Annotated in this window: 11 protein-coding genes; 3 read left to right on the top strand and 8 right to left on the bottom strand. The window is 63.9% G+C overall.

The window, feature by feature from the left end; translation table 11 throughout:
• Positions 1-6: 6 nt before the first annotated feature.
• The 4 genes from P3C50_RS10215 to prfB all read right to left on the bottom strand — a co-directional run bounded on the left by P3C50_RS10215 (position 7) and on the right by prfB (position 4194).
• Positions 7-558, bottom strand: a complete 552-nt coding sequence (locus P3C50_RS10215) for a hypothetical protein (protein WP_017675104.1) — start codon at positions 556-558, stop codon at positions 7-9.
• Positions 559-601: 43 nt separating this feature from the next.
• Positions 602-1315, bottom strand: coding sequence for a TetR/AcrR family transcriptional regulator (locus tag P3C50_RS10220; protein WP_021490309.1), 714 nt, complete (start codon positions 1313-1315; stop codon positions 602-604).
• A gap of 165 nt (positions 1316-1480) precedes the next feature.
• A complete protein-coding gene (gene lysS / locus P3C50_RS10225) occupies positions 1481-2983 on the bottom strand; it encodes a lysine--tRNA ligase (protein WP_017675106.1) in 1503 nt (500 codons plus the stop codon).
• A gap of 115 nt (positions 2984-3098) precedes the next feature.
• A protein-coding gene (prfB, locus tag P3C50_RS10230) for a peptide chain release factor 2 (RefSeq protein ID WP_275545916.1) occupies positions 3099-4194 on the bottom strand; the annotation gives its coding sequence in 2 pieces (ribosomal slippage) (positions 3099-4121 and positions 4123-4194; 1095 coding nt in all).
• A 165-nt stretch (positions 4195-4359) separates the two neighbouring features.
• Between prfB and P3C50_RS10235 the strand changes: the two genes are divergently transcribed.
• On the top strand, positions 4360-6003 hold the full coding sequence (locus P3C50_RS10235) for a diguanylate cyclase domain-containing protein (RefSeq protein ID WP_275545917.1): 1644 nt from the start codon (positions 4360-4362) through the stop codon (positions 6001-6003).
• Here the strand turns inward: P3C50_RS10235 and P3C50_RS10240 are convergent.
• Together P3C50_RS10240 and P3C50_RS10245 are read right to left on the bottom strand one after the other, a co-directional pair.
• Positions 5998-7614, bottom strand: a complete 1617-nt coding sequence (locus P3C50_RS10240; protein WP_275545918.1) for a GMC family oxidoreductase — start codon at positions 7612-7614, stop codon at positions 5998-6000. The genes P3C50_RS10235 and P3C50_RS10240 overlap by 6 nt on opposite strands.
• Before the next feature lie 78 nt (positions 7615-7692).
• On the bottom strand, positions 7693-8427 hold the full coding sequence (locus tag P3C50_RS10245) for a tellurite resistance TerB family protein (protein WP_197856289.1): 735 nt from the start codon (positions 8425-8427) through the stop codon (positions 7693-7695).
• 384 nt (positions 8428-8811) lie between these two features.
• Between P3C50_RS10245 and dapA the strand changes: the two genes are divergently transcribed.
• Complete coding sequence (gene dapA / locus P3C50_RS10250) at positions 8812-9678, top strand: 4-hydroxy-tetrahydrodipicolinate synthase (RefSeq protein ID WP_275545919.1); 867 nt, start codon at positions 8812-8814, stop codon at positions 9676-9678.
• Positions 9679-9696: 18 nt separating this feature from the next.
• On the opposite strand, the gene recJ is transcribed toward dapA, so the two are convergent.
• Together recJ and P3C50_RS10260 are read right to left on the bottom strand one after the other, a co-directional pair.
• Positions 9697-11406, bottom strand: a complete 1710-nt coding sequence (recJ, locus tag P3C50_RS10255; protein ID WP_275545920.1) for a single-stranded-DNA-specific exonuclease RecJ — start codon at positions 11404-11406, stop codon at positions 9697-9699.
• Positions 11407-11682: 276 nt separating this feature from the next.
• Positions 11683-12228, bottom strand: a complete 546-nt coding sequence (locus P3C50_RS10260; RefSeq protein ID WP_275545921.1) for a YaeQ family protein — start codon at positions 12226-12228, stop codon at positions 11683-11685.
• 191 nt (positions 12229-12419) lie between these two features.
• On the opposite strand from P3C50_RS10260, the gene P3C50_RS10265 reads away from it, so the two are divergent.
• Positions 12420-14138 (top strand): hypothetical protein, encoded by a 1719-nt coding sequence (locus tag P3C50_RS10265; protein ID WP_275545922.1) that lies wholly within the window; start codon positions 12420-12422, stop codon positions 14136-14138.
• Positions 14139-14143: the final 5 nt, after the last annotated feature.

The raw sequence follows: 14143 nt of genomic DNA on the forward strand, positions 1-14143 counted from the left end.
CAGTTCCTACTCGGCGGCCCGCTGATAACGCGCCACCTCGACGAACAGGTCGGCATTGGCCGGGTCGTCGAGGTAAGCGAACACCTTGTCCAGCGGGCTGGTGATCAATGCGCCGTCCGCTTCGGGCATGGAAACGGTCTGCCCTTCCAGCAGGCCCTTTTCCATATCCTGGAGAATGCGGTCGGTGTCGAGGTTGTACAGCACCAGCTCGTTGTCCTTGGTCAACTCGAAACCGGCAATGGCGAAGTTGGCCCCCAGGCTCTTCGGCAGGCCCGCCGAGAGGTACCAGCGGCGGCCATGATGAGCGACGGTGAAACCGAACTCCTCGAAGCTGCTTTCGTTGTCCGCGCTGCCTTCGTAGATACGCGCCAGGTAGAGGTTGGAGCCGGCACGGGTGATCTCCAGAAATAGCTGGTCACCCCACTCGTCCTGCCGGGTCCATTCGCCCAGCAGAGGTATCGGGGCAGCCTCGTTGGCCGGAATCGGGTCCTTGAAGGTGACCAGGCAACCACTCAACAGCAGGAAGGACAGGGCGACCAATGCGCGCCAGGCTTTCATTACGCTCTCCTTGTGAAGGCCGTTCGACCCGATGATCGACGGTTTACAACCCCAGAACCAGATTCATGTAGCGTTTAAGGATGGCCAGCATTCCTTGGCTGTCCAGGTGCTCTACACCGTCTAGCAGGCCCTGATACTCCATCCGCACGATGGCGGCCGTCAACAGCACGGCATCCTGTTCAGGCTGGCGCGAGCCCAGTACCTCGAAGAAGTGGGTGACCCCCTGCTGCAGGATCTGCCGGTGCGCTCGCACCAGCTCGCGCAGTCGTGGATTGAGCAAGGCTTCCTGCTGGAATGCCTGCTCGGCGATCAGGTGATCACGACGCTCACGCAACTGACGCTGCACGTACTGCACCGCCAGAGCGGCAATTTCGTCAGCCAATTGCCGACGCGCCTGCTCGCTGCCATCCAGGCGCCCGACCATCTCCTCCAGCACACCCTGGGTACCGGCCCAGAATGCCGCCATCTGCGCGGCGCTGCGCTCGACGAACTGGGCGAAGGTATCGGTGATCAGGTCATCGATGTCCTTGAAATAGTAGGTCGTGGCCGACAAGGGTACCTGCGCCTCGGCCGCCACAGCGCGATGGCGCACGGCGCGCACGCCATCGCGCACGATGATGCGCATGGCGGCATCGAGAATCGCCTGGCGGCGCTGCTCGCTGCCCTGACGACTGGCCTTGCGGCCCTGGTACTGGACGCTTTCGGCGACGGCATTGGCTGCCTGGGTGGCATTCGGGGACGCGGGCACGGAGCTCAAGATGGGTCGACCCTCTAGGTTCTAGTTATGACAGGGAGAGTAATGGCTTGGACAGGCAAGCAAAAGGCTCCGTTTCGCTTACAGCCCGGGCGAGCGGTGAAATCGACGTGAAAAGTGCAACGACAAGTAGCAAAAAGCCGCCCGAAGGCGGCTTTCTGTCTGGCATCAAGCCTGCGGACGCATATGCGGGAACAGGATGACGTCGCGGATCGACGGTGAGTTGGTCAGCAGCATCACCAGGCGGTCGATACCGATGCCTTCACCAGCCGTCGGCGGCATGCCGTACTCCAGGGCGCGGACGAAGTCGGCGTCATAGTGCATGGCTTCGTCGTCACCGGCGTCCTTCTCGGCCACCTGGGCGAGGAAACGCTCGGCCTGATCTTCGGCGTCATTGAGCTCGGAGTAGGCGTTGGCGATCTCACGACCACCGATGAACAGCTCGAAGCGGTCGGTGACGTTGGGATTGTCGTCGTTGCGACGCGCCAGTGGCGACACTTCGAACGGATACTCGGTGATGAAGTGCGGCTGCTCCAGCTTGCTCTCCACCAGCTCTTCGAAAATCATCACCTGCAGCTTGCCCAGGCCTTCGTGGCCGAGCACCTTGGCGCCGGCCTTCTTGGCAATGGCGCGGGCCTTCTCGACGTCGTTGAGGTCAGCCTCGGTGATGTCCGGGTTGTACTTGAGGATGGAGTCGTACACCGACAGGCGCACGAACGGCTCGCCGAAGTGGAATACCTTGTCGCCATAGGGCACGTCGGTGCTGCCCAGCACGGCCAGGGCCAGCTCGCGGAACAGCTCCTCGGTCAGATCCATGTTGTCGCGGTAGTCGGCATAGGCCTGGTAGAACTCGAGCATGGTGAACTCGGGGTTGTGCCGGGTCGAGACGCCTTCGTTACGGAAGTTGCGGTTGATCTCGAACACTTTCTCGAAGCCGCCGACCACCAGACGCTTGAGATACAGCTCCGGGGCGATACGCAGGAACATGGCCATGTCCAGCGCGTTGTGGTGGGTCTCGAACGGCTTGGCCGCAGCGCCGCCGGGGATGGTCTGCAGCATCGGGGTTTCCACTTCGAGGAAACCGCGCTCGTTGAGGAAACGACGGATGTGCGCGATCACCTGCGAACGTACGCGGAAGGTGTGGCGCACTTCCTCGTTGACGATCAGGTCGACATAGCGCTGGCGGTAGCGCTGCTCGGTGTCGGTCAGGCCATGGTGCTTGTCCGGCAGCGGGCGCAGCGACTTGGTCAGCAGGCGCACGTTCTGCATGTCGACGTACAGGTCGCCCTTGCCCGAGCGGGCCAGGGTACCCTCGGCAGCGATGATGTCGCCCAGGTCGAAGTGCTTGACCGCTTCCAGCTGCTCGGCCGGCAAGGTCTTGCGGTTGACGTAGACCTGCAGGCGCCCGGACGTATCCTGGATGACCATGAAGGCGCCACGGTTGAGCATGATGCGCCCGGCCACCTTGACCGGGATGGCGGCGGCTTCCAGCTCTTCCTTGCTCTTGCCCTCGTACTGTTTCTGCAGGTCGGCGCACAGGCGGTCGCGGCGGAAATCATTGGGGAAGGCAATGCCCTGCTCACGGACGGCAGCAAGCTTTTCCTTGCGCTGGGCAATCAGCTTGTTTTCTTCCTGTTGCAGTTCGTTGTGGTCGAGTTGTTGGTCGCTCATGGTCGTTTTATCTGCCTGGCGTGTATATGCAAATGGGGGTTTGGTAGGAGCCAGCTTGCTGGCGATGCGCTTCGAGAGCGTGATCGCCAGCAAGCTGGCTCCTACAGGGTAAGGCTTACAGGCCCTGCTTGAGGCTGGCCTCGAGGTAGCCGTCGAGGTCGCCATCGAGGACTTTCTGGCAGTCACTACGCTCGACGCCGGTACGCAGGTCCTTGATGCGCGAGTCATCGAGCACGTAGGAGCGGATCTGATGACCCCAGCCGATATCGGACTTGCTGTCTTCCAGCGCCTGCGAGGCAGCGTTGCGCTTTTGCATCTCCAGCTCGTACAACTTGGCCCGCAGCATCTTCATGGCGGTGTCCTTGTTGGCGTGCTGGGAGCGTTCGTTCTGACACGCGACCACGGTGTTGGTCGGCACGTGGGTGATACGCACCGCCGAGTCGGTGGTGTTTACGTGCTGACCACCGGCGCCGGAGGAGCGGTAGGTGTCGATGCGCAGGTCGGACGGGTTGATCTCGATGTCCACCTTGTCGTCGATTTCGGGGGAGACGAACACCGCCGAGAACGAGGTGTGACGACGCGCACCGGAGTCGAACGGGCTCTTGCGCACCAAGCGGTGCACGCCGATCTCGGTACGCAGCCAGCCGAAGGCGTACTCGCCCTTGATGTGCACGGTGGCGCCCTTGATGCCGGCGACTTCACCCTCGGACAGCTCGACGATCTCGGCACTGAAGCCGCGCTTGTCGGCCCAGCGCAGGTACATGCGCAGCAGGATGTTGGCCCAGTCCTGGGCCTCGGTGCCGCCGGAACCGGCCTGGATATCCAGGTAGCAGTTGTTCGGGTCCATCTCGCCGCTGAACATGCGGCGGAATTCCAGCTTTTCAAGAATTTCGCGCAGGCGCTCGACTTCGGCGACGATGTCGCTGACCGCGCCTTCGTCGTTCTCTTCGGCAGCCATTTCCAGCAGATCCTTGGAATCGGCCAGGCTGCCGGTGAGGTCGTCGATGGTTTCGACGATCTGCGCCAGCATGGCGCGCTCACGGCCCAGGGCTTGGGCGTACTCGGGCTTGTTCCAGACGCTGGCGTCTTCCAGCTCGCGGTTTACTTCGACCAGACGATCATGCTTGTGATCGTAGTCAAAGATACCCCCGAATTGACTGGGTACGTTCGGACAGGTCCTTGATGGCGTTGAGGATCGGATTGATTTCCATGGTAGTCGGCGCTCGCGGCAAATCGGACGGAAAAGCCGGCGATTATACCCAAACGCAGCTCCGCTGGCAGCCTGTCACGGCCCGCAGGTCGCATAACTCAGCTCTAAGGGCGAACTATACTTGCGCCCAAAGTTTCATAAGAATGGCAATCTCGGAGCCCCATCCATGCCCTTCTCGCACAGTCTACGCAGCCGCTTCGCCCTGATCATCGCCCTGCTTGTGGCCGCACTTACCTGGCTGCTGGGCACACTGATAGGCGAATACAGCAGCGAGCAGATTCGCAAAGAGGTAGGTCGGGATATGGCTGAGCAGACCTACACCATGGTCGATCGCCTAGATCGCGACATGGCCGGGCGCGCCGCCATGCTAAGGGTACTGGCCAGCCTGCAGACCTTGCGTGAGCCGCAGGACCCGAAACAGGTCAGGCACCTGCTCGACAACCTGCAGAGGGAGGTTCCCAGCTTCGCCTGGATTGGCCTCACCGACGCACAGGGCACCGTGGTGGCGTCCAGCAATGGTGTGCTGGAAGGTGCCAGCATCGCCCAGCGACCGGTCTATATGGAGGCGCAGAAAGGACTGTTCATCGGTGACGTACACGAAGCGGTGTTGCTGGCAAAATTGCTACCCAACCCCACTGGCGAGGCGATGAAATTCGTCGATATCAGCTTGCCGATGAGCGCCGACCGCGGCAAGCCTGTAGCTGTACTCGCGTCGCACCTGTCATGGCGCTGGGCCGACGAAGTGCGCCAGGCAATCTTGGCTCCCATACAGAAACGCCGCAACGTCGAGTTCTTCATCATTGGCAAGGACCGCAGCATCCTCCTTGGTCCAAGGGAAATGATCGGCCAGTCGCTGCAGTTGCCTGCCCTGGAAGGTCTGCGTCCTGGGGCCAGCCAGTGGGCCGTGCAGCGCTGGCCGGACGGCACCGAATATCTGACCGGCATGACTCTCAGCCAGGGCTATCAGGACTACCCCGGTTTGGGCTGGACGGTGGTAGCGCGCCAGGACCTCGAACTCGCCTACGCCCCGGCACGCTCGCTGATGCTGACCATCCTGATGTGGGGTGGCGGCCTGGCCGTGGTATTCGCCCTGGCCGGCTGGACGCTCAGCGGCCACTACACCCGCCCGCTGCACGACATCGTCGAGGCCGCCGATCGCCTCAGCGCCGGCCAGATCAGCGAGATTCCCGAGCTGCACGGGAGCCGTGAAATCGCCCAGCTGAGCCAGTCGATTCGCAAACTGGTAGAACGCCTGACCCTGCAGAAGCGCGCACTCGTCGCCATGGAGAACCTCGCACACCAGGACCCGCTGACCGGGCTGCCAAACCGTCTGGCCCTGGAGAAATGCTTACTGCAGGCGCAGCAGCTCAGCACGCAGCAAGGCAGTTGCCTGGCATTGCTCTACCTGGATCTGGACGATTTCACGGCGATCAACGAGGTGCACGACACGGCCTTGGGTGACCACCTGTTGCGCGAGGTAGCCCAACGCCTGCGCCGCGGCCTGCGCGACGGCGACATGGTGGCACGCCTGGGCGGAGACGAATTTCTCATGGTGCTGCAGGTGCCCGAGCGAGAGGCTCGCACGCAGGCGCAGCATATTGCCGAACGCACCTTGATCACCGTGCGCCAACCGGTCAGTCTGGAAACCGCTCTCGTCAGTATTTCGTGCAGCATCGGGGGCGCAGTCTGGCCTTTGGATCACGAAGATCTCGGCAGCGCTCTGGATCTAGCCGATCAGGCCCTGAATCGGGCCAAACAGGACGGGCGCAACCACGCCCGGTTCCAGGACGAGTCGACCGAGACCTCATGACCTCAGCGCATCCTCCTTGATCATCAGCGCAGCCTTCTCCGCGATCATCAGCACCGGCGAGCAGGTATTGCCCGAGACGATGGTCGGCATGATCGACGCATCGACCACCCGCAAGCCGGCGATACCGTGCACGCGCAATCGGGCATCGACCACCGCGCCATGCCCCTGCCCCATCGCGCAGGTGCCCACCGGATGGAAGATGGTGGTGCCGATCTCGCCCGCAGCGCGCTGCAGGTCCGCCTCGCTCTGGTACTGCGGCCCGGGCTTGTACTCCTGCGGCCGGTAGCCGGCTAGAGCAGGCGCAGCGACGATGCGCCTAGTCAAGCGAATGGCGTCGGCCGCCACATGCAGGTCGCGCTCGTCACTCAGGTAGTTGGGCTGGATCATTGGTGCGACGGCAGCATCCACCGAGTTGATGGCGACGCGACCACGGCTGTGCGGGCGCAGGTTGCACACCGAGGCCGTGAACGCCGGGAAATCGTGCAGGGGCTCGCCAAAGCGCTCCAGCGACAAGGGTTGCACGTGGTATTGCAGATTGGCGCGCGCCTGGCCGGGGTCGGATTTGGCGAAAGCGCCCAACTGGCTGGGCGCCATGGACAGCGGCCCACTGCGCTTGAGCAGGTATTCCAGGCCCATGCCCAGCTTGCCCCAAGGCGTGGCGACGATGCGATTGAGGGTCTTCACCCCCTCGACCCGGTAGATCAGGCGCAGTTGCAGGTGATCCTGCAGGTTCTCGCCGACGCCCGGCAGTTCATGCTTCACGCCGATGCCAAGGCGCTCGAGCAGCGGCCGGGGGCCAATGCCGGAACGCTGCAGCAAGGCCGGCGAGCCGATGGCGCCTGCGCATAGCACGATCTCACGGCGCGCCCTGACCCGCACGACCTGGCCCTGCCAACGCAGATGCAAGGTGCTGGCGCGGCCGTCCTCCAATTCCAGGCGCTCGGCTTCGGCACCGGTCAGCACGTGCAGATTGGCGCGCCGGCGTATGTCACGTAGAAACGCCTTGGACGCATTCCAGCGCACGCCGCGTTTCTGGTTGACCTGGAAGTAGCTGCAGCCTTCGTTGTCGCCGCCATTGAAGTCATCGACGCTGGCGATGCCGCTCTGCGCCGCCGCTGCTCGAAAGGCTTCGAGAATTTCCCAGGACAGGCGCTGGCGCTCGACCCGCCACTCGCCGTCGCCGCCATGCAGGTCGCTGGCGCCGGCAAAGTGATTTTGCGCGCGTTTGAACAGCGGCAGCACGTCGCGCCAGGCCCAACCGACATTGCCTGCCGCCGCCCAGGCGTCGTAATCAGCGGCCTGGCCGCGCATGTAGATCATGCCGTTGATCGAGGAACAGCCGCCGAGCACGCGCCCACGCGGGTACTTGAGACTGCGACCGTGCAGGCCGGGGTCGGCCTCGGTGCTGTAGCACCAGTCGGTACGCGGGTTGCCGATGCAGTAGAGATAGCCGACCGGGATATGAATCCAGGGATAGTTGTCGCGCCCGCCTGCCTCGATCAGCAGTACGCTGACGCCCGGGTCGGCAGACAGCCGATTGGCCAGCAGGCAGCCGGCCGGGCCGGCGCCGACGATCAGGTAGTCATAGGCATCCAGTGGCGCTTGCGACATGGGCATCCTCGCGTGTCGTTCTTGTCGTTGGCCTTCAGCCTAAAACAAGCCGAGCGCGAGAATGAATGATCTTTTCGTCTAAACGCGCTGCAACTCGACCCGCACCTGTGCCTCCAGCTCGCTCTTGAGCGCCGGCGGCAACTGCAGCTGGCGCGCCAGCTCTTCGAGGTAGGCACGCTCCATGAAGTGCTCCTCGTCCACCATCAGCACGCTGGCCAGGTACATTTCCGCGGCCATTTCCGGCGTGGTGGCAGCACGCGCGACATCGGCCGGGTCCAGCGGCTTGTTCAGTTCGGTGTGCAGCCAGGCCTGCAACTCGGCGTCCTGCGCCAGCTTGCCCAGTTCCTCTTCGATCAGCTGACGCTCGCGATCATCGACATGGCCATCGGCCTTGGCCGCCGCCACCAGGGCCTTGAGAATGGCGTGGCTGTGCTGCTCGGCCTGCGGCGCCGGCAGGCGATCGAGCGTCTGCGGCTCGACCGGCTGCGCCCCGCCCTGCTGGGCCTGTTGCGCCTGCCAGTTGCCGTAGGCCTTGTAGGCCAGCACGCCAAGCGCGGCCAGGCCGCCATAGACCGCCACCTTGCCGCCGACCTTGCGCACCCGCTTGTTGCCCAGCAGCATGGCCAGCGCAGCGCCGCCACCGGCGCCCTTGAGCATCGAGCCGAGGTCACTGCCGCCGCTCTTGCCCGCGCCACCGCCGAGCAGGCCACCCAGCGTGCCACCCAGCCCGGAAGAGGCTCCGCCAGCGCCTTTCTGTTGCAGCAGGTCCTGACCGGATTTGAGCAGTTGATCGAGTAAGCCACGGGTATTCATCGCGCATTCTCCTGAGGAAATCTCGCCGAGTGTAGGCCTCGGCCATTGGCCCGGCAGCTAACCGAATGCTTCCAGATATTACCGCCGGGGCCGCTTGACAGCCGCGCCAGCGTCCAAGCACCATCGCCGGACGATTCAGGCAACGGGCTGCCCTGCATGTACGCCACCTTCGACCACCAAGCACTGCTCCCAGGTTCCATGACCTGCCAGTGCGCGTGCGTCGTCGTTGCCAAGAAATCCAAGAAACAGTCGCTCATTTGACCGGGGCGTGCTGTCCCGTCAGATGGGCTGACAGGACAAGCGCCAGGTTGAAGATCCCCCTCCCGCTCGTATCCCGCACCCTCCCTGACGGCGACCAAGACGGTCAGTCGCAAGGAGTTTCGCATGTCCGCTTTTCAAGGTATCTGGGTGGCGCTGGTCACCCCCTTTCATAACGGCGAGATCGATTTCGCCAGCCTCGACCGGCTGACGGCCAAGCTGCTGGAGGACAGTGTCGCGGGTTTCGTGGTCTGCGGCACCACTGGCGAAGCCGCCGCACTGAGCCAGACCGAGCAGTTGACGGTGCTGGATGCGGTACTCCAACGCGTACCGGCAGAGCGCGTGATCATGGGCCTGGCCGGTAACCAGCTGAGTGCTTTGCTCGACCTGCAACGGGAAATCCAGCGCCGTCCGCTGGCCGGCCTGCTGGTACCGGCGCCTTACTACATCCGTCCGTCGCAGGCAGGATTGGAGCACTTCTTCACCACGCTGGCCGACGCCGCCGAGGTGCCGCTGGTGCTCTATGACATTCCCTACCGCACCGGCGTGCGCATCGAGCGCGAGACGCTGCGACGCATCGTGCGCCATCCCAATATCCAGGCCATCAAGGACTGCGCGGGCGATGCCGAAACCACCATGGCGCTGATCACCGATGGCCAGGTACAGGTGCTGGCCGGCGAGGACGTGCAGATCTTCAATTCCCTGTGCCTGGGTGGCGCGGGTGCCATCTCGGCATCGGCGCATATTCGCGCCGATCTTTACGTGGAGATGCAGCAGCGTGTGGCTCAAGGCGATCTGCAGGGCGCCCGGCAGTTGCACTACCGTCTTTTGCCCTGGATGCAGGCGGCGTTCAGCGAAGCCAACCCGGCAGCCGTAAAGGCGGCCCTGGCCTTGCTGGAACTGACCCACGACGAGGTACGCGCGCCGATACTGCCCTGCTCGCAGGAAAACCGCGAACGCCTGCGTCAAGTACTGGCCACATTGGCGGATTAGCTAACGAACTGCCCCGCGTCAGCGCGGGGCGATATGCGCCACCATCAGCTGTACCGTTTCGTTGCCACGGAACTCGTTGAGGTCGAGCTTGTAGGCCAGCTCGGCCCAGCGCAGCGTGGGGTTGGGCCAGACGTCGCGGTCGATGTTGAAGGCGATACCGTCGAGCTGCACGCTACCGCATTCGGTCTTGAGCACCAGTTTCAGATGACGCTCGCCGACGATGCGCTGATTGAGGATCTGGAACACGCCATGGAACAGCGGCTCGGGGAAATGCTGGCCCCAGGGGCCGGCGTTGCGCAGGGCACGGGCCAGCTCCAAGTGGAACTCGGTGGCGTCGAGCTGGCCGTCGGACAGCAGGCGTCCGGTCAGGTCGTCCTCGCAGAGCTGACGCCGCACCTCGGCGTCGAAGGCGGCGGCGAAGGCGCCGAAGTTGGCCTCCGGCAACGACAGGCCGGCAGCCATGGCATGCCCGCCGAACTTGCTGATCAGCCCCGGATGGCGCGCGGCCACTGCGTCCAGCGCATCACGGATATGCAGCCCCGGCACCGATCGCGCTGAGCCCTTGAGCATGCCCTCACCCGCATCGGCGAAGGCGATGGCCGGGCGGTGGTAACGCTCCTTGAGGCGCGAGGCGAGAATGCCGATCACACCCTGATGCCAGTCCGGCTCGAACAGGCAGAGGCCGAACGGCATGTCGTCCAGTGACAGATCCTTGAGCTGGGCCAGCGCCTCGCGCTGCATGCCCTGCTCGATGGCCTTGCGATCCTGGTTGAGCTGATCGAGCTGCACCGCCATGTCGCGGGCCAGCGCCTCGTCGTCGCAGAGCAGGCATTCGATGCCAAGGCTCATATCATCCAGGCGCCCGGCCGCATTCAACCGTGGACCAAGGATGAAGCCCAGGTCGGTGGAAGTGATGCGGCGATGATCGCGCCCAGCCACTTCGAGTATCGCCCGCAGGCCCGGCCGCGCGCGGCCGGCACGAATGCGCGCCAGGCCCTGGTGCACCAGGATGCGGTTGTTGGCATCCAGCGGCACCACGTCGGCCACGCTGCCCAAAGCTACCAGGTCGAGCAGCTCGCCCAGATTCGGCTCCGCACGGCTGGCGAACCAGCCGGTCTCGCGCAGGCGCGCGCGCAACGCCAGCAGCACGTAGAACATCACGCCGACGCCGGCCATGGCCTTGCTCGGGAAATCGCAGCCCGGCTGGTTGGGGTTGACGATAGCGTCGGCCGCGGGCAGCTCCGGGCCCGGCAGGTGGTGGTCGGTGACCAGCACCTTGAGCCCAGCCGTCTTGGCCGCGGCCACGCCATCGACGCTGGAGATGCCGTTGTCCACGGTCAGCAGCAGGTCGGGCTGACGCTCCAGCGCCACGGCGACGATTTCCGGGGTCAGGCCGTAGCCGTATTCGAAGCGGTTCGGTACCAGATAATCCACGTGCGCCGCGCCGAGCAGGCGCAGGCCAAGCACGCCGACCGAACTGGCGGTGGCGCCGTCGGCATCGAAGTCGCCGACAATCAGGATGCGCTGGCGCTGCGCCAGCGCCTCGACCAGCAGCTCGACGGCGGCGTCGATACCCTTGAGCTGCGGGTAGGGGATCAGCCGCGCCAGGCCCTTGTCCAGCTCCTCGGCGGACTGCACGCCACGGGCAGCGTAAAGACGGGTGAGCAGCGGCGGCAGGTTGCCCAGGTCAGGCAGTTGCGTGGGTAGGGGACGGGCTTCGATACGCATGTTGGGTCTATTTCAGGTGAGACGGGGTTTGTCTCCCCTCTCCCATTTATGGGAGAGGGGCTGGGGGAGAGGGTTCATCCAGCAACACCGAGTCGCCGATCCCCCTCTCCCTAGCCCTCTCCCCAAGGGGAGAGGGAACTGAACCGTAGCCCGGATGCAATCCGGGCTACGGCTTCAACGCTCGCCGGCCAGATTCGTAGGGTGGACGACGCTTCATCCGTCCACCTTGCGCACTTGTGGTGGACGAAAAGAGCGTCGTCCACCCTACGCTACTCATCAAGCTCCGCGTTCGCCAGCCAGCCACTCCAGCGGAATCTCGTGCTGGCCACGCTCGTCGGTGACGAACAGTTCGCCATCGCTGATCATCACGCTCCAGGACAGCGAACGCGGCAGATCCAGAGCGAGGTCGGCCAGTGCCTCCTGCCCCAGGGCGACCACGTTGATGTTCTTCAGGCTGCGCACCGGATCGAGACACTTGGTCTGCCACACCCGCAGGTTGCCGTAGGCCACCAGGCTGAACTTCTCGGTACGCCGCGAGCACCAGGTGATGCGCTCGCTGTCCGGCTGGCCGACCTCGATCCAGTGCAACACGCGATCGTCCAGGCTCTTTTCCCACAATGCCGGCTCGTCGACATCCGACAGGCCACGGCCGAACGCCAGTTGCTCGTGATAGAACAGCGCATAGGCGATCAACCGCGCGGCCAGGCGTTCTTCGGTTTCCGAGGGGTGGCGCGCGACGGTGAAACGCAGGTTCTCGTAGACGCTGCGATCCATGTCGGTGAGGTTGAGCTCGATCTTGTAGGTGGTCGATGGCAGGGCCATGGCGGGCTTCTTGGCTGGTCGAAAGAGCGCAAGTCTACCGTGAATCGCTACCTCGATGCCGACGCAGGAATGAACGGTTTGGCAAATGGCGCTGCGCGCGGTTGTCAGCATGAGGGGTGATCCGTATAAAGCGCTACGCCGGGCCGTTCATGACGGATGCCCCAAGGGAAAGCGTGCCACAAGGAGGTTTCATGGAAGTTTTCGCGATTCTTTTAGTCGCGTCGATATTGGCGATCATCGTCGGCGCCGTGCTGGCGTCGCCAGCAGATGGAGGACCAGAGCCTCGCCTGGCCATTGTCGGAACCCCTGCGCAACTGACGCTGACCGAGGTCGCCCAGGTCAACCGCATCGCCATGCTGCGCATGCTCGCGCCGGAGCTGGCGCTGCAACTGGCCGCACGCCTAGAGGGCGACGCCTGGCAGGTCGTCAACGCCCCTCTTTATGCAACGCTCTGGCACCTGCATCGACGGGATGAGGCACAGGCGCTGCGTTCGCGCCTGGACAGCCATCACCGCCAGCAGGCATTGATCACGCTACTTCAGGAGCTGGTCGACGCCGGGCGAGCCGGAGAGGCCGTCGCCGTGCTTGAGCAGCTCGGCGAGGAACTGCCAGAGGAGCCGCTATTGCGCGCGAGCCTGCTGGCCGCTCAAGGTAAATCGGACGAGGCCCGTGAAACCCTGGAAGACCTGCTTGGCAGCGGGCAACTTTCCGAACTGCAATGGCTGGATCTCGCTCGCCAGCAACGCGAACAGGGCGATCGTGAGGGGGCCCGCCGCAGTCTGGAACAGTTCTGGACGCTCAAACAAAGCGCCGATGCGCAGAACATGCTGGGTCTGGACCTGTACGCAGGCGAGCTGGCTCGCCTGGGCGATATCCAGCGCCTGCTGGAAAGCGCCGCGACGCTCAGGCTTGAGCGCGACAATCCGTTCATTGCCGCGCTGATCGAAGCCGGCCTATTCGAGCAGGCCATCGAGCAGATCGAACGCCTCGATATTCTGTGGCGCAGCGCCCCCTACGAACTACTGCTCGATACGCTGCTGCAGCGCGGCTACCTGCAGGAGGCCGAAGAACTCATCGCCGCGGCGGATGAGAGCGTGCAAGAACGGCTGCTTCTACGTCTGCTCAGATGGCGTTTCGATCACGGCAAGGCCGACGGCGTGCAACAGGATATTGAGCGGATGGCGCGCCACGAAGCCCTGCGCATCGATCTATGCCTGTCACTCTGGAAGCTCTATCGGCAGAGCCACGCCGAAGCCGCCGCCTGCCTGCTCGACCAGGCCGAGCAGCGCGTCGAAGCCCTGCCTGACGGAGAGGAACGTGACCAGCTGCGCCTGTTCGTGATCGAGTCGCGACTGGAGATTCAGCTCAGCCAGCCCGAGCGCCAGCGCAACAGCTACGAGCTGCGCCGGGCGCTGGAGGAAATGCAGCGTCTTACCGACCGCCAACCGATGTACAACCAGATGCTCAACCTCAAGCAACGCGCTCTGCTGCTACAGCGCCTGGGGCGCCTGGACGACGCGCACGCTCTACTGAATGCCGTGCATCTCAAGCTGCAAAATGTCGAACTGAACGAGGCGCTGGATGAATACGACCTGGCCCTGTTGCAGGAGGGTCTGGCCATTGCCTACCTGCGACTCGGTCGTCTTGAGCAAGCGCTCGCACTGCGTGCCAACATCCAAACCGATCACAGCGTTGCATCGGAATGGCTGCAAGTGCTGGTCGAGCAGGATCACCTCGAGCATGCAGTGGAACATCTGAGCTACATGGACCTGCTCGACGCAGAGCAGGCACTCGACAAGCTGCTGACGAAACTGCAGGAAACCGAGGATGAAGTGGCCATCGCGCTGAATCACCGACTGCTCGACAGACTCACGAGCGATGACTTCTGGCCGCGCCCCGCGGCTGCTTGAAGCAC

The sequence above is a fragment of the Pseudomonas sp. Marseille-Q0931 genome (assembly GCF_940789645.1).
In the GTDB taxonomy this organism is placed as follows: Bacteria; Pseudomonadota; Gammaproteobacteria; order Pseudomonadales; family Pseudomonadaceae; genus Aquipseudomonas.

Bases quoted from the DNA above. Each gene is read 5' to 3' on its own strand.
- P3C50_RS10215 (WP_017675104.1), bottom strand. From the start codon at position 558: ATGAAAGCCTGGCGCGCATTGGTCGCCCTGTCCTTCCTGCTGTTGAGT.
- lysS (WP_017675106.1), bottom strand. From the start codon at position 2,983: ATGAGCGACCAACAACTCGACCACAACGAACTGCAACAGGAAGAAAAC.
- P3C50_RS10235 (WP_275545917.1), top strand. From the start codon at position 4,360: ATGCCCTTCTCGCACAGTCTACGCAGCCGCTTCGCCCTGATCATCGCC.
- P3C50_RS10240 (WP_275545918.1), bottom strand. From the start codon at position 7,614: ATGTCGCAAGCGCCACTGGATGCCTATGACTACCTGATCGTCGGCGCC.
- P3C50_RS10245 (WP_197856289.1), bottom strand. From the start codon at position 8,427: ATGAATACCCGTGGCTTACTCGATCAACTGCTCAAATCCGGTCAGGAC.
- dapA (WP_275545919.1), top strand. From the start codon at position 8,812: ATGTCCGCTTTTCAAGGTATCTGGGTGGCGCTGGTCACCCCCTTTCAT.
- recJ (WP_275545920.1), bottom strand. From the start codon at position 11,406: ATGCGTATCGAAGCCCGTCCCCTACCCACGCAACTGCCTGACCTGGGC.
- P3C50_RS10260 (WP_275545921.1), bottom strand. From the start codon at position 12,228: ATGGCCCTGCCATCGACCACCTACAAGATCGAGCTCAACCTCACCGAC.
- P3C50_RS10265 (WP_275545922.1), top strand. From the start codon at position 12,420: ATGGAAGTTTTCGCGATTCTTTTAGTCGCGTCGATATTGGCGATCATC.